14 protein-coding genes and 1 pseudogene are annotated in these 14562 nt (G+C 59.6%); 3 read left to right on the forward strand and 12 right to left on the reverse strand.

All coding sequences use genetic code 11. From position 1 onward, the window contains the following. Positions 1-351: 351 nt before the first annotated feature. The 11 genes from apbC to ACO54Z_RS03100 all read right to left on the reverse strand — a co-directional run bounded on the left by apbC (position 352) and on the right by ACO54Z_RS03100 (position 11321). The gene (apbC, locus tag ACO54Z_RS03050) at positions 352-1395 is read right to left on the reverse strand and encodes an iron-sulfur cluster carrier protein ApbC (RefSeq protein ID WP_485995695.1); all 1044 of its coding nucleotides are present in this window, start codon (positions 1393-1395) and stop codon (positions 352-354) included. Beyond that, a complete protein-coding gene (gene aroE, locus ACO54Z_RS03055) occupies positions 1392-2168 on the reverse strand; it encodes a shikimate dehydrogenase (RefSeq protein ID WP_485995696.1) in 777 nt (258 codons plus the stop codon). The genes apbC and aroE overlap by 4 nt, the downstream gene beginning before the upstream one ends. 56 nt (positions 2169-2224) lie before the next feature. Then, positions 2225-2782: a hypothetical protein gene (locus ACO54Z_RS03060; protein ID WP_485995697.1), complete on the reverse strand. Its 558-nt coding sequence runs from the start codon at positions 2780-2782 to the stop codon at positions 2225-2227. Positions 2783-2794: 12 nt separating this feature from the next. Further along, positions 2795-3685 carry a DUF1444 family protein gene (locus tag ACO54Z_RS03065; protein WP_485995698.1) on the reverse strand — a complete coding sequence of 297 codons (891 nt, stop codon included), beginning with the start codon at positions 3683-3685 and terminating at the stop codon, positions 2795-2797. Between the two features lie 123 nt (positions 3686-3808). Then, a complete protein-coding gene (locus tag ACO54Z_RS03070) occupies positions 3809-4954 on the reverse strand; it encodes a hydroxymethylglutaryl-CoA synthase (protein WP_485995699.1) in 1146 nt (381 codons plus the stop codon). A 14-nt stretch (positions 4955-4968) separates the two neighbouring features. Further along, on the reverse strand, positions 4969-5991 hold the full coding sequence (gene fni, locus ACO54Z_RS03075) for a type 2 isopentenyl-diphosphate Delta-isomerase (protein ID WP_485995700.1): 1023 nt from the start codon (positions 5989-5991) through the stop codon (positions 4969-4971). Continuing rightward, positions 5988-7034 (reverse strand): hydroxymethylglutaryl-CoA reductase, encoded by a 1047-nt coding sequence (locus ACO54Z_RS03080; RefSeq protein ID WP_485995701.1) that lies wholly within the window; start codon positions 7032-7034, stop codon positions 5988-5990. Before ACO54Z_RS03080 ends, fni begins: the two co-directional genes overlap by 4 nt. A gap of 683 nt (positions 7035-7717) precedes the next feature. Continuing rightward, entirely contained in the window at positions 7718-8518 is an 801-nt protein-coding gene (locus ACO54Z_RS03085) for a YhfC family glutamic-type intramembrane protease (protein WP_485995702.1), read from the reverse strand. A gap of 37 nt (positions 8519-8555) precedes the next feature. Then, a complete protein-coding gene (locus ACO54Z_RS03090) occupies positions 8556-9068 on the reverse strand; it encodes a DinB family protein (RefSeq protein WP_485995703.1) in 513 nt (170 codons plus the stop codon). 10 nt (positions 9069-9078) lie between these two features. Further along, entirely contained in the window at positions 9079-10596 is a 1518-nt protein-coding gene (locus tag ACO54Z_RS03095) for an ABC transporter permease/substrate-binding protein (protein ID WP_485995704.1), read from the reverse strand. Next, positions 10593-11321, reverse strand: coding sequence for an ABC transporter ATP-binding protein (locus ACO54Z_RS03100; protein WP_485995707.1), 729 nt, complete (start codon positions 11319-11321; stop codon positions 10593-10595). Before ACO54Z_RS03100 ends, ACO54Z_RS03095 begins: the two co-directional genes overlap by 4 nt. A gap of 149 nt (positions 11322-11470) precedes the next feature. Here ACO54Z_RS03100 and ACO54Z_RS03105 point away from each other — a divergent pair, with 149 nt between their 5' ends. Together ACO54Z_RS03105 and ACO54Z_RS03110 are read left to right on the forward strand one after the other, a co-directional pair. Continuing rightward, on the forward strand, positions 11471-11716 hold the full coding sequence (locus ACO54Z_RS03105) for a type II toxin-antitoxin system Phd/YefM family antitoxin (RefSeq protein ID WP_298081633.1): 246 nt from the start codon (positions 11471-11473) through the stop codon (positions 11714-11716). Then, positions 11716-12141: a PIN domain-containing protein gene (locus ACO54Z_RS03110; RefSeq protein ID WP_485995705.1), complete on the forward strand. Its 426-nt coding sequence runs from the start codon at positions 11716-11718 to the stop codon at positions 12139-12141. The genes ACO54Z_RS03105 and ACO54Z_RS03110 overlap by 1 nt, the downstream gene beginning before the upstream one ends. A gap of 27 nt (positions 12142-12168) precedes the next feature. Here the strand turns inward: ACO54Z_RS03110 and ACO54Z_RS03115 are convergent. Continuing rightward, positions 12169-13165: pseudogene (locus tag ACO54Z_RS03115) on the reverse strand (LysR family transcriptional regulator). Positions 13166-13182: 17 nt separating this feature from the next. Between ACO54Z_RS03115 and ACO54Z_RS03120 the strand changes: the two are divergent. Next, positions 13183-14268, forward strand: coding sequence for an alkene reductase (locus tag ACO54Z_RS03120; RefSeq protein WP_485995706.1), 1086 nt, complete (start codon positions 13183-13185; stop codon positions 14266-14268). The last annotated feature ends 294 nt before the right edge of the window (positions 14269-14562 follow it).

Here is a 14562-nt window from a genome sequence, read left to right on the forward strand (position 1 = left end):
GTGGGGGCAGCAAACAAGCCGCGTTAGCGACGGTATACAAAACGAATTGCAAACACGCTCTAGAGGCTGTTTACAATTCGGCGAATAAGCCCTCTCTCGCTGCGTGAGCTGTTCCAGTCTCTTTGGGAGAGGGGTTGGGGTGAGGGCAGCAAGCATCTGAAAAACTGGAATTTTAGCTCGTCAATAATATCGCCCACCCCCTCCCCGGCCCTCCCCCGCTGCGGGCTTCGCCCTGCAGGGGAGGGAGATTTTTCAATTGTAAACGGCCTTTAGCGGCATTCTCCCCAAAATATCAGCCCCTTTCTTCAGGCATGAAGAAAGGGGCTGTTTGTTATCGCGCGGGCGTGTGTTTCAGCGTTCGATGACGATTTTCGGGAACGCCTGTGTCTCCGTTTTTTGTCGCGCGGCGAGGTGGGCGGTGGTGCGCAGCGCAATGGTGCGGTAGCGTTTGGCGATGTCGCTCTCCGGGGCGGCGGCGGTGGTCGGGTTGCCGTTGTCGGTTTCTTCGCGGATGCGGATGTCCAGCGGCACGTCGCCGAGGTAGGGCAGGTGATGGCTGACCGCCAGCAGTTTGCCGCCGTCTTTGCCGAAAATGTGCGCTTCGTGGCCGCAGTTGGGGCAGGTGTAGCTGCTCATGTTTTCCACGAGGCCCAGCACGGGGACGGCGACTTTGTCAAACATGGTTTTGGCTTTTTTGGCGTCCAAGAGGGCGATGTCCTGCGGCGTGGTGATGATGACCGCGCCGGCGACCGGGATTTGTTGCGACAGCGTCAGTTGGGTGTCGCCGGTGCCGGGCGGCAGGTCGATGATGAGGTAATCAAGGTCTTTCCAGCGGGTTTCGCGGAACAGTTGCAGCAGCGTTTGCGTGACGATGGGGCCGCGCCAGATCATCGCTGTGTCTTCTTCGACGAGGTCGCCCAGCGACAGCGTTTGCAGGCCGTGGCGGAGGATGGGCTGCATGGTGCGGCCATCGGTGCTTTCCGGGCGGGTCGCGCCGCCAAGCATCCGCGCCTGGCTGGGGCCGTAGATGTCGGCATCAAGCAGGCCGGTCGCCGCACCCAGTTGGTGCAGGGCGATGGCGAGGTTGACGGAAAGGGTGGATTTGCCAACACCGCCTTTGCCGGAGGCGACGGCGATGATGTTTTTCACGCCGGGGTAGGGTTTCAGGCCGCTTTGCACGTTTTGGCTTTCAATCGTGTAGTCAAAGCGCAGTTTGCTGGCGTCAATGCCGAGCGCTTGCAGGTTGTCGCGCCAGCGGCTTTCTTCGCTAGCGGCGGGGAAACCGGGGGCGAGGGTGATGCTGCCGTCGCCGTTGTCGCGCAGGGCGCCGGGGTGGGCGAAGGGTTGCAGGTCAAGGACGGGGTCGCGGTAGTTTTTGAGGCGTTCGGTGTTCATAGCGGGAACCATTGGTGGAAGGAGAGACGGGCTTGCGCGACGAGCATGGTGTAGCCGTCGTGCGCGGTGATTCGTTGTGCCGCTGCCCAGGCGAGGAACGGCGTGGTTTTGCCATATTGCATATCGTAGGCGCGGCTCGCGCAATGGGCGATGTTGGCGGGCAGGGCGAGCGGCTCATTGCTGAGACCGGTCGAGGTGGCGTTGATGATGAGGTCGTAGGCGTCGAGGCGGGCGAGGTCGGTGAGCGCCCAGGCGGCGAGCGGCACGGTGGTCAGCGGTTGCTGGCTGGCGATGACGGCTTCCGCCTTGGCGGGGGTGCGGTTGGCAAGGTGCAACACCGCCGGGTTCGCCTCGCACAGCGGCAGGATGACGCCACGCGCTGCGCCGCCTGCGCCGAGGATGAGGATGCGCGCGTTTTTAAGCGTAATGCCGTGTTCTTGCAGGGCAAGGCAGAGGCCACGGCCATCGGTGTTGTCGCCGCAGAGTTGGCCGTTTTCCATCCACAGCGTATTGACGGCTTCGGCTGCGGCGGCGTAAGGCGTGGTGCGGTCGCAGCGGCGGTACGCAGTCTGCTTGAAGGGAACGGTGACGTTCAGCCCGCGCCCGCCGTCGGCAAAGAAGCGGGCGACGGTAGCGGCAAATTCTGCTTCGTCACGGGCGAGGATGCGGTCGTATTGCAGGTCGATACCGCGCGCGGCGGCGAATCCGGCGTGGATTTCCGGCGAACGCGAGTGGGCGATGGGGTTGCCGATAACGGCGCAGTGGTGGGTCATGGTTTTTGCGGTGGGTGTGTCGGGTTACGGGATGCGCCAATCAGGGCGGGTCATGTTCACAACCACTCCAATCCGGGCAATTCCGCCAATGCCTGCGGAAAAAGATAGTCGCCCTGGAGCAGCGGCAGTTCGAGGTGATGCCAACGGGCGTGGATGGCGGGGCGCAGCGCGGTGAGCGCGTCGTAAATGATAGTGGTGCAATAGCGCGGCGACTGCTCGCGCGCGCGCAGGTGAAAAGGCTGGCCAATCTGCGCGGCGACCGCGGTCGCCAGTTGCACACGCTCCGCCTCATCGAGAAACGCGGGACGGGCGGCGGCGATACTGCCCGCCAGCCGCGGATTGGCAAAGGCGGCGAAGCTGCTGGCAATTACCTGATTGGGATGGGCGGGGTCATCGTCAGTCGTCGCGTGCACGATGCGAATTTCCGGCGCGACGGCGACAACGATGCCGATGTGCGAGTATGCGCCGTCATCCAGATAGCGAATCAGCGCGCTTTCCTGCCCGGTACCGGCGCGGAACACCCAGTCGCCCACGGCGAGATTTTCCGGGGCGACGGCGGCGAGCAACGGCAGCGGCAGGAGCAAAAGGAATGGCAGGAGACGTTTGGTTTTCATGCGATGCGGCTTTCATGGCCGGAGGGTACAGGCGACAGCGTGACGCCGCTCAGGCGGATGCCACCGGGGCGCGTATTCGTCGAGTTCGCCGTCTTGCAGATGGTAGAGGCGGGCGGATATGGGATAAGGCGCCGCGCCGTGCAGCTCTTGCGCGAGCTCTTGCAGGACGCGGATGGCGGCGCTGTCGCCGGCGTCGCAGTAGAGCAGTACATCGCGCGCGGGGATGGCGAGGAGGATGCCGTCGGGGTGATCGCCGATGCCGGTCAGTTGCGGCAAGATGAGGATGAGCGAGGCATCAAGGAAGCCGTCGAGGACAAGGCGGTGGATGCCGCTGCCGTAGTCGTGGTTTTCGGCGCGGCCCGCGCTGTATTGGCGCAGGTTGGCGAGTGCGGTTTGTTGCAAGGCGTCTTCGTCGGCGATGCCGAGTTCGGCCAGCTCGCTGCGCTGCAGGGTGCGGAAGGCGTCTCCGGTGTCAATGACATAGACGAGGTGCAGCTCGCCCGCCAGCGGCTGGCTGAGGAGGCCGCCGGGAGGCGTGCCGTTGTCGTGTTGTATTTGTCTGGCGGCTTCGAGCCATTCTGCGGGTTTGAGGTTGGGGTAGATTTGGCCTGCATTCATAGTGATGCCGACGACGATTTGACCCATCGCGTTCAGGCGGGCGGTGATGATGGCGTCCAGCGCCTCCGGGGCGTTTTGGTATTCCTGCCAGGCGGTATCCAGGTAGGCAGCGTATTTGCCGCCGTCTGCGGTGCTGACGGTAATGCTGCTGCGGGCGAGGTCTTCGCCCCAATGGATGTCGGCGGGATAGCCGCGTTCGCGTGCGCGGGCGGCGAAAAGTTCGATGAAGGCGCGCCAGTCAAGTAGTGCGGGCTTTTTGCGAAAGAGTTTGGCGAGGAAGTTCATGGGTAGCTCCGGCTGATTGAGGGGCGTCTGGCATTTTTAGGGTGGGGCTGCGTCTATGTCGGAATAACAGCGAGGTATGCAGGCGAACCCCACCCCAACCTTCCCCCACGGGGGGGGTATTTTTTAAGGCGTGTCGTAGCGGCGGCGGTGATTTTCGATGGCGGCGAGGCGGTACGGCGCGGGGTTGTGGCGCGGCAGGGTGATGTCCGCCGTGCCGTCGGCGGCGTGCCACCAGGCGCGGTAGGTGTCGTAATCAACCGCTTCACGCGCGGCGAGCAGGGCGCGATGCGCGTCGCGGCGGCGGTGTTGTTGGTAGTCCGGGTGGATGGTGGCGGCGAGGTATTCGCCGGTGCAACCGGAGCCGTAGCTGAAGAGGCCAAGGGTTTTGCCGCCGAGGTCGTCGCGGTTGTCGAGCATGGCGGCGAGGCTGGCGTAGAGGCTGGCGGTGTAGCTGTTGCCGGTTTCGCGGCTGTAGGTGAGGCCGGCGGAGAGGGTGTCGTCGCGGGCGCTGGTGTTGTTGATGCGGGCGAGGTGGGCGTGCGCCTTGATGCCCATTTTGTTAAACGGCAGGTGGTAGCAGTAGGCGGCGTGGTCTTCGTAGGCGCGGCCACCGTTTTGGCGGTAGTCCTGCCAGGCGTGTTCGAGCGCCTTGAGGTAGGCGAGTGTGGAGTATTTGCCATCGACCAGCGGGGTTTTGCGGTGGTTCGGCCGCCAGAAGTCGTAGATGTCTTCGCTGTAGAGGCCGCTTTCCGGGGCGATGGTGGCAAGGCGCGGGTTGGCGCTGATGAGCATGGCGACGGCGGCCGCGCCCTGGGTCGGTTCGGCGGCGCTGTCGAGGTCGTATTTGGCGATGTCGGCGGCGAGTATCAGCACTTTGCGCGCCGGGTGGCGGGCGATGTGGGCGCAGGCGAGTTGCAGCGCGGCGGTGGCGCTGTAGCAGGCCTGTTTGAGTTCGATGGTGCGGCTGTTGGCGGGGAGGTTGAGCAGGCGGTGCACGCTAACGGCGGCGGATTTGGCTTGGTCGAGGCTGGTTTCGGTGGCAAAGAGGACGGTGTCGATGCCGTCGGTGCCGCAGTCGTGCAGGACGGGGGCGCCGGCGTTGGCAGCCATGCTGATGATGTCTTCGTCCGGCGGGGCGACGGCCATGCGTTCCTGGCCGATGCCGAGGCGGTATTTGGCGGGGTCTATCTGGTGGTGGGCGGCAAGGGCGGCGAGTTCGAGGTAGTAGTGCGGGGTATAGAAGCCGAGTTGGTCAATGCCGATGTTCATGTTTTTTGCTCTTGTTATGGGAGGAGGAGGGCGGTGTTGTCGCGCAGGGCGGCGTTGTCGCGACAGCCAAGAAGGTAGAGGGCGGTGCGGTATTCGCGTTCGAGGCGGGTGATGGCGGCGATAACCGCTGCGGCGCTGTCTTGCGCGGCGGCGAGGAAGGGCGCGGCGATGCCGCAGAGTTCGGCGCCGAGCAGTACGGCTTTCGCCATGTCAATGCCGTTACGGATGCCACCGCTGGCGATGAGGATGACGTCCGGGTGGGCGGCGCGGTTGATGCGCAGCGCGTCGGCGGTGGTCAGTCCCCAGTCTTGAAACGTCAGGCCGAGGCTGTCGGCGGGGTCGCGGCGGCGGTGGTGTTCGATGCGGCTCCACGAGGTGCCGCCCCGCCCGGCGAGGTCGAAGTGGCGGATGCCTGCCTGTTTGCCGAGGGCGATGTCGGCGGGCGAGAGACCGCTGCCGACTTCTTTTAAGAGAACAGGCACGGGCAACGCGCGCGCGACGGCGGCGATTTTGGCGGCAAGCCCGGCGAAGTTGGTATCGCCTTCGGGCTGCACCGCTTCTTGTAACGGGTTCAGGTGCAAATAGAAGCCGTCGGCGGCAAGCGTTTCCACCGCGCGGCGGCAGTATTCAACGCCGAAGCCGTAGTTGAGCTGGACGGCGCCGAGGTTGGCAAGGAGGACGGTGTTCGGCGCAATCTCACGCAGGCGGAAGCTCGCTTCGGCGGCGGGATTGGTGAATTGCACCCGCTGCGAGCCGACGGCGAGGGCGATGCCGCTCTGTTCGGCGGCTTGCGCGAGGTTGTGATTAATGCGGCGGATTTCCGGGTCGTCGCCGCCGGTCATGGATGAAATCAGCAGTGGCAGGCGCAGGGTTTTGCCGAGAAATTCGCAGCGGGTGTCAATGTCGGCGAGTGCCAGTTCCGGCAGGGCGCGGTGCGTCAGGCGGATGGCGGCAAAACCGCTGTTGCCGCGCTCTATCGCCGGGTCTTGCGCGATGGCGTCAAGGTGTTCGCGTTTGCGGCGCGCGGTGTCGCTCATGCGCGGCGTTCCAGCGCGAGGTGGGCGCGCATCAGCTCGCCGGGGTTGGTTTGCGCAGCGAGTAGCGACAGTTCGCCGCAGAGGACGGTGGCGGCGCAAATGGCGGCAAGGCGGCGCGCGTTTTCCCCGGCGGGTCGCGCTTCGCGGCAACCCAGCGCTTGCAGGTGTTCTTCGACGGTGGCGAGCGTGTCGCCCTTGCCGCTGCCGACGGTGCCGACGATGAGGTTCGGCAGGGTGCAGGAGAAGTAGAGGTCGCCGTCGCGCGTCTCGGCGTGGACGATGCCCTGCGCGCCTTCGATGATGTTGGCGGCGTCCTGCCCGGTGGCGAGGTAGAAGGCGAGGAGGATATTGGCGAAATGCGCGTTGGCGCTGCGGATGCTGCCGGCGAGGATACCGCCGATGAAATTCTTGCGCAGGTTCAGCGCGACGATTTGCTCCGGGGTGGTACGCAGCAGGCGTTCGCAGAGGCGGCGCGGCACGGTGAGTTCGGCGATGACATTTTTGCCGCGCCCCAGGATGCCATTGACCGCGCTCGCCTTCTTGTCGGTGCAGTAATTGGCGGAAATCGAGCCGTAGGCAAGCTGCGGAAATTCAGCGAGCAGCCAGGAAATAGCGGCATCGGCGGCCTTGGTAATCATGTTGTGGCCGGAAGCGTCGCCGCTGCTGCATTCCAGGCGCAGATAAAGCAGATTGCCGACAATTTCGGCGTGCAGGTCGAGCAGGCGGGCAAAACGGCTGGTGGCGGCGATGACGGCGGCGAGTTCGTCGCGGCGGGCGCGGATGGATTGCAGCGCGGCAAAAGCGGTCGCGGCATCGGCGGCGGTGAGGAGGACGGAGCGCGCCATGCGCTCATCGACAATCGTGCAGCGCACGCCGCCGCAATGTTCGGCGACCTTCGCGCCGCGCGCGGTCGAAGGCCAGAGTGGGGATTCATAAGTAGCGAGCGGCACGCGGACGGTGTCGTTCATGGCATTGCCGCAGATGGTGAGCGGCCCGATCCATCGGGTCGGAATGGGGGTGGAGTGGGTGTCGTTGCGGGTCATGTGGCGGGCTGCACGGTGGCCGGGAAGGGCGCGGATTATAGCACGCGGGTCTCTTCACATTGTGAAACGGCGGGGGTTTACGGCGAATTTGCAATCCAAGTGCAAGGGCAACAAAAAAGACGCTCATAAGTGATACTGCAAAAAATTTCAAAACTTTGCAGGAGACCACAAATGAGCGCCTATCGCCATCTTGCGCCAGCCGAACGGGAACACATAAATTCTGTGCAAACTGGAGCGCAACAGTGCCTCTCGATGGAACCTACAGCGCCAGTCCGGCGCAGGAGAAATACGACAACAGACACAAGGCTTGCCGGCGCAAGGGCGACCCCATACGCGACAACTTCCCCGTCGGGCATGAGCTGTCAAAGTGCCTGGCAGGAGCGCATTGGTGGCCGGGGAAGCCGATACCGTTGCTGGCGTGGTTGGCTGCTGTTTGCAGTGGGAGAAACCTTATGAAGAGTATTTTTGAAGAGGTGTTGCGCTTGGATTGACAATTCGCCGTAAATGACCAGTAGCGGCTGAAGTTCCAACAACAGTTACAGCGCTTGCCGCCGATTCACCCCCTCCCCCGCTGCGGGCTTCGTCCTGCAGGGGGGGGGGAACGGAACATTCGGTGTCGCAATCCAAATGGGTGCGGATAAAACAGCCATTGGAACAGATTAAAAAACACATCCCTTTCAGTTTCAGGAAATATTGCGCTTTCCGCGCCAACGCGCCTTCGCTGCGGTATTTTTCTTTCCGGAAAACGGATTGGCCATGAATGTCAAAAAAATAAACAAAACCGGCAGCACGGCCAGTTCGAAGACAAGCATCACGTAAAACCATCCTTTTGCCAAAATACCCGCCTGCACCAGGGCGGTGGGTAAATCCAGCATGGCGTGCAGCAGGATGGCATAAAAATAAAAACGGATATTGCGATCTGCGGCCGCATATAGCACATAATACGACAGCACTATCTGCGCACCCAGCGCAAAGACGCGCTCCAGCACCATCCAGTAAATGGCAGTCGCTGACAACGTTTCTGCCTGCGCAATAATCATGAATGGTATTTTTTCCCGGGATTCCGGCGGTGCCAGATAAACCATCAGATAAAGGGAAAGAATGGCCACGCCCGTCAGCAGCATTTCCATGCCGCCATGGCCAAGGCCATAAGCCAGTCCGTCTGACTTGGCCAATTCCCGCCTTTTCTGTACCCATTTGAATACCAGCCAGCGCGCGCTTTCTTCAAAAATAGCGGCGGCCATGACGCCATATAGCGCATAAAGCCACGGATGCTGTTGAATCAGCTCAATGCTGCCATTGGCCGCCGGACGCAAAACCAGAAAATGAAGCATCCGCTCCAGAATATTGACCGCCAAAAAGAATGCCAAAGCGCCCAGCGCGACCATGCCAAAACGGATTTTGAATTTCCGCCGCGCATAAATTGCAGCCGTCAGCAAAATGACGGGCAACAATATCAGGGCAATCAGCAAATGAATGGCCATTCCGTTCATAAATTACTATCAAATATTGATAAAGAAATCACGTCCGGTTCAATAGCAAACGTTTGGTATAAACCGCCTGCCCGGAATGCATTACCGCATCATCCACGGTAGAAACCAGACGCACCCCACGCGTCACCGGCGGCGTCCAACTGCGGTCAATAATTTCCTCCAGCGTGTCTTGCGGCAGATGGCGCAGATAATGTACCGCATATGCCACCGTCGCCTGCAAATAATCAATCAATAATTGTTTGTCGGCGACCACCACTTTTGCCGCTTCTTCCGGCGTATGTCGCCAGTCCTGTGTATCATCCGGCAAATCGAGGGCGAATTTTTCCTTCCAGCCCTGGCTGAACCATAATTGCGCCTCTCCTGCGAGCGGTGGCACCTGATAGTCAATCATCCGCGAGGTGTGCCAAACAAGCCAGGTAACGGATTTAATTATCGGTCGCGGCATGGTATTGGCCTGCGCCAGCGTCATTTCATCCAATGTCTGCAAAAAGCGCTCTTCCGCACGCAGCAGGGTATCGCTTAACAGTTTCAAATCGTGCATGGTAGTCTCCTTATTTGAGCAAATGATGTTGTTGCAAATATTGCCGGGCAACTTCTGCGGCGGCTTTACCTTTGACTTTGACAAGGTAATTCATTTCCTGCATTTCTTCCGCCGTAATCCGTCCCGCCAGGCGGTTGAGAATGCCGGACAATTCGGGATGTTGACGCAATGTTTCCGCACGCAACAGTGGTGCTCCCTGATACGGCGGGAATAATTGCCGGTTGTCTTGCAGTATCAGCAAATCATGTTCACGTAATTCGCTGTCGGTCGAATACGCATCGGTAATCTGAATATCGCCGTGCGCAATCGCCTGATAGCGCAAGGCGGGCTCCATCGTATGAACCTGCAAATGCAGGCCGTAGCGTTTTATCAGTCCCTGATTGCCATCATCGCGGTCATTAAATTCGAGGGTAAAACCCGCCTGCGCCGTCGCAGCTACTGTTTGTAAATCGTCAATGGTATGCAGATCATGACGGGCGGCAAAATCACGCCTGACCGCAATGGCATAAGTATTCTGATAGGCCATCGGCGGCAATAATATCAAATCGTCCTGACGCAAAATGCCGTCGCGCGCTGCCTGATAGACGGCAGCCGGGTCATGCGATACTTCGGGCGGTGTTTGCAACAGGCTGGATGTCACCGTACCGGTAAATTCAGGATACAAATCAATTTTGCCCGCTTTCAGTGCTTCATACAGAAAGGTGGTTTTGCCAAAATTGGGCTTCAATTCCACCCGCATATTCGTATTTTCCTCAATCAACAGCCTGTACATCTGAATGAGAATTTCTGGTTCCGGTCCCAGTTTGCCCGCGACAATGAGCGTTTCTTTCTGCGGCCTGCCGCCAAATTGTGGCGCAAAGGATGCCATCAATGCCAGCAGCAGGGCGACAAATACCAACCACATCCGCTGCAGGCGAATTTGTTGCAGCCGCTGAATGCCATAATTAAAAAGCAATGCCAGCGCCGCCGAAGACAAGGCACCAATCAGAATCAGGCTGCTATTGTTACGGTCAATACCGAGCAGGATGAAACTGCCCAATCCGCCCGCGCCAATCAGGGCTGCCAGCGTCGCCGTGCCAATAATCATCACCGCTGCGGTACGAATGCCGGAAATAATCACCGGCAACGCCAATGCCAGTTCAAATTTCTTCAGCCGCTCCCAGCGGGTCATGCCAAAGGCGTGTGCCGCTTCCAACAAATGGACATCAATCTGGTTCAGTCCGGTAATGGTATTTTGCAAAACCGGAAACAGCGCATAAATCACCAATGCGGTAATGGCGGGCAATGTGCCAATACCCATCAGCGGAATGAGCAGGCCGAGTATGGCAAGCGAGGGCAGTGTTTGAAAAATACCGGTAATGTGCAAAATAAATGCTGCGCTGCGTTTGTGATGCTGAATGGCAATCGCCAGCGGCAGGGCAATGGCAATGGCGAGCAACAATGCGGTGAGCGACAATTGCAAATGCTGTAACAGCGCCAGCCACCATTCGCCCTGGCGGGTTTGCAGGGTAGCGAGCAATGCTTTCATGATTCATTTTCTCCGGCAAAGAGGCGGGCGACCATTGTATTCTCCGGCTGCGCCATAATTGCATCCGGCGTATCAAGCCGTACCATTTTGCCCTGATGCAGAATGCAAATGCGGTCTGCCAGCAATAGCGCCTCTTTCATGTCATGGGTGACAAAGACAATGGTCAGATGTAATTGTTGCTGCAAGCGCTTGATCAGTTCCTGCAATTGCCGCCGCGAAATGGGATCGAGCGCGGAAAAAGGTTCGTCCATCAATAACAGCTGCGGTTGTGCAATAATGGCACGGAGAATGCCAATGCGCTGTTGCTCGCCGCCGGACAATTCTTGCGGATAGCGGTGCAGATAAATCTCCGGCGGCAAATTGACTTGTTGCATCAGGGCGCGTGTCGCCGCCAAACGTTTTTCCCGGCTCCAGCCTTTCATTTCGGGAATCAGTCCGATATTTTCCGCGACGGTCATGTTGGGAAAGAGTGCAATGTGCTGCAAGACATAACCGGTATTGAGGCGCAGGGCGCGCAGAGATTGCGTGCGGATGTTTTCCCCGCCAACGAGAATGGTGCCGCTATCCGGCTCAATCAAACGGTTCAGCATTTTCAGCAGGGTGGTTTTGCCGCTGCCGCTTTGTCCGACCAGGACAAAAAATTCGCCGCAGGCAATGGTCAGGGAAATATCATCCAGCGCCAATGTGGTGCCATATTGTTTGCGTACCTGTTGCAGGGTAATCATGGATTGTTTCTCCGCCTCCGGCAAATAAAGCATGGACGCGGCACCATACTGCGATGCAGAAATGAAAGCAAACGGTGCGGGGTGGTTGATTGGAGCCGGCAAAAACGCCTACAATGTGCAAACGTTGCTACATTTCCCTGGAGGACACCATGCAAACCATCAGCAGCCGTGAATTTAACCAAAACGTCGCCAAGGCGAAAAACATGAGCGACACCGCCCCCGTTTGCATCACCGACCGTGGCCAGCCCGCCTATGTGTTGATGAATTACGCCGCCTACAAGGCATTACAGGAAGGCAAGCCGAGCCTGGCCGAAAAATTGAGCGATCCGGCATCGGACTGGATTGAAGTGGAATTTCCCCGCTGCATCATCGCCGACCGCGAGGAATTGTTCTGATGTTTCTGCTCGATACCAACATTCTCTCGGAAATCCGCAAAATCAGCCAGGGGAAAGCCGATCCTGCATTGGCGCGCTGGACGCGGACGGTTGATTTCGACCGCTGCTACCTGAGCGTCATCACCCTGCTGGAAATCGAGCAGGGCATTTTGAGGGTGCAGCACAGGGGCGACGAAGCGCAGTTTCTGCGCCTGCAAAAATGGCTGAACGAAACCGTGCTGCCCACCTTCGAGCCGCGCATCCTGCCGGTTGACCGCCACACTGCCCGCATCTGCGCCCGCCTGCACGTCCCCGACCAGCGTCCTTATAACGACGCGCTCATCGCCGCCAGCGCCATCCGCCACGATCTGACGCTGGTCACGCGCAACACCCGCGATTTCGCCGCCCTGCAAGTGCCATTGCTCAATCCGTTTGCAGACGCGTAAAGCCGCCTGCGAGCGGCTTTTCTCATGTCAGCCTGCCGCCTGTTCCCGCAAAAATTCAATAAAACAGCGGCATTTTGCGGGTAACAGCCGCGTCGTCGTTAGTGCATGGATTGGCACCGCCTCCGCCTGCCACGGCGACAACACCCGCTGCAAGCGACCGCTGGCGACCGCCTCGCGCGCGCCCAGCTCCGGCAACAGCGCGATGCCCATCCCGGCGACGGCAAGCCGCTGCAACAGACCGGGGCTGTCCGCCACAAACGCCCCGCCAATGGCGACCGTCTCCGCTGTGCCGAATGCCGTCAGTCGCCATACCGTCGTACCTGCCAGCGGCAGGTGACTCCGGCGCGCCCTGCGCCCGCAGATAGCCCGGTGCGGCGTACAGATAGCGCGGCGACTGCAACAGGCGGTGCGCGACCAGTCCCGAATCGGGCAGCATTCCCGCGCGTACCGCCACATCAAACGGCTCGCTGACCAGATCCACCCGGCGCGGCGACACATCCATCTCCAGTACAATCTCCGGGAATTGCGCAGCGAATTGCGGCAGCAGCGGCGCGAGAAACTCATACGCGAAATCCACCGGCAAGGACAGGCGCAACACCCCGCCTGGCCGCGCGTACCGACCGCTCAGCTCGTCATGCAAAAGCCGCGCCTCCTCCACCAGCGGCGCGGCGCGCTGCAAATAGCGCTGCCCCGCCTCCGTCAGCCTGATTTGGCGCGTACTGCGGTTAAAGAGCTGCACGCCCAGCGCCTGCTCCAGCGTGCGGATACGGCGCGACAGCGACGACTGCGGCATATTCAGCTTCGCTGCCGCCCGGCTGAAACTCAAACATTGCGCAACCTCGACAAACAGCGGTATTTCATTCAAAAAATCCATGATGACTCCAAATATACATACAGGGAGAGCGCTCAGGTGTATGTAAATGCCCCCTGCCCTTCCTGGCAGATTAATCCATTTCCGCATAAATGTTATCCATTTTGGGGGATTTATCCGCCAGACGGCAGCGATTACCATGCTCCGCATCATTCAACCGGAGATACACCATGAAATTACTCGAACCTTTCCAGCTCGGCAGCCACACCCTGAAAAACCGGATGGTGATGGCGGCGATGACCCGCAGCCGCGCCGATGCCAACGGCATTGTTGGCGAGATGACCGCCGAATACTACGCGCAGCGCGCCTCCGCCGGACTCATCCTGTCGGAAGCCATCAACATCTCCGCCGATGCCATTGGCAGCCCGCTCACCCCCGGCCTTTACAACGACGCGCAAATTGCCGCCTGGCAAAAAATTACCGCAGCGGTACATGGAAAAGGCGGGCTGATTTACGCGCAACTGTGGCATACCGGCCGCGTCGCCCATTCCATTGACCGCAATGGCGCATTGCCGGTCGCACCGAGTGCCATCGCCATTAACGTCGCAGGCGTCAAACATTTCACCTCGCAAGGGGCAAAAGAATACGAAACACCGCGCGCCTTGAGCCTTGCCGAAATAGAACAAACCATTGCCGATTACGCGCAGGCGGCAAAAAACGCGATTAAAGCCGGATTCGATGGCGTCGAATTGCACGCCGCCAATGGCTATTTGCCGCAACAATTCCTCGCCGAATCCGCCAACCAGCGCACGGACGCATACGGCGGCAGCATCGAAAACCGGGCGCGATTTACCCTGGAAACAATGCGCGCCATTATTGATGCCATTGGCGGCGATAAAGTCGGCATCAAAATCAGCCCGCTGCATCCCTATGCCGGTATTGCCTTTGATGACCCGGTTGCGACTTACCGCTATTTGCTGGATGAATTGAACAAACTGGATTTCTCTTTTGTGGAAATCATGAAGCGCCCACCAATGTTTCCGCTCCTGCCGCATTACCCGCAGGATGATGAAATCGAATTGTTCGGCAAAATGGTGGAGAAAACACTGATTGCCGGAACGGGTTATACGGCAGAAACCGGCGAGCAGGAGCTGGAAAAAGGCATTGCCGGTTTGATTGCCTTCGGCGCTGCATTCCTCGCCAATCCCGATTTGCCGCGCCGCTTTGCGCTTAATGCCGCATTAAATACGCCCGACCGCGCTACCATGTTTGGCGGCGACAGCAAAGGCTATATTGATTACCCGTTTTTGCCGTAAACAATAGACTTCCTTCCGAACCATAGCTTGCACGACAACCCAACAAAATCTCAAACCTGCTGAGCCGTTGTCTGCTGCCCCCACCCTAACTTTCTCATCCTGCGGATGAGCTGTTCCAGTCCCCACAGGGGGAGGGGATTCATTGGCTGCAAAAATAGCCATAATTTTATGACTATCCATAGCGATACGACAGCAGTTATTTAAATCTGCCGCAGAACGGCTCCCTCCCCCGTGGGGGTGGGCTGGGGTGGGGGCAGGGATACAAATTCCAAAAACGTATACCTTTGCCTGATT

This window comes from Cardiobacterium sp. (assembly GCF_057314735.1).

Bases quoted from the DNA above. Each gene is read 5' to 3' on its own strand.
- ACO54Z_RS03090 (WP_485995703.1), bottom strand. From the start codon at position 9,068: ATGCACGATTTGAAACTGTTAAGCGATACCCTGCTGCGTGCGGAAGAG.
- ACO54Z_RS03110 (WP_485995705.1), top strand. From the start codon at position 11,716: ATGTTTCTGCTCGATACCAACATTCTCTCGGAAATCCGCAAAATCAGC.
- ACO54Z_RS03100 (WP_485995707.1), bottom strand. From the start codon at position 11,321: ATGATTACCCTGCAACAGGTACGCAAACAATATGGCACCACATTGGCG.
- ACO54Z_RS03105 (WP_298081633.1), top strand. From the start codon at position 11,471: ATGCAAACCATCAGCAGCCGTGAATTTAACCAAAACGTCGCCAAGGCG.
- ACO54Z_RS03060 (WP_485995697.1), bottom strand. From the start codon at position 2,782: ATGAAAACCAAACGTCTCCTGCCATTCCTTTTGCTCCTGCCGCTGCCG.
- ACO54Z_RS03065 (WP_485995698.1), bottom strand. From the start codon at position 3,685: ATGAACTTCCTCGCCAAACTCTTTCGCAAAAAGCCCGCACTACTTGAC.
- ACO54Z_RS03080 (WP_485995701.1), bottom strand. From the start codon at position 7,034: ATGACCCGCAACGACACCCACTCCACCCCCATTCCGACCCGATGGATC.
- aroE (WP_485995696.1), bottom strand. From the start codon at position 2,168: ATGACCCACCACTGCGCCGTTATCGGCAACCCCATCGCCCACTCGCGT.
- fni (WP_485995700.1), bottom strand. From the start codon at position 5,991: ATGAGCGACACCGCGCGCCGCAAACGCGAACACCTTGACGCCATCGCG.
- ACO54Z_RS03095 (WP_485995704.1), bottom strand. From the start codon at position 10,596: ATGAAAGCATTGCTCGCTACCCTGCAAACCCGCCAGGGCGAATGGTGG.
- apbC (WP_485995695.1), bottom strand. From the start codon at position 1,395: ATGAACACCGAACGCCTCAAAAACTACCGCGACCCCGTCCTTGACCTG.
- ACO54Z_RS03070 (WP_485995699.1), bottom strand. From the start codon at position 4,954: ATGAACATCGGCATTGACCAACTCGGCTTCTATACCCCGCACTACTAC.
- ACO54Z_RS03120 (WP_485995706.1), top strand. From the start codon at position 13,183: ATGAAATTACTCGAACCTTTCCAGCTCGGCAGCCACACCCTGAAAAAC.
- ACO54Z_RS03085 (WP_485995702.1), bottom strand. From the start codon at position 8,518: ATGGCCATTCATTTGCTGATTGCCCTGATATTGTTGCCCGTCATTTTG.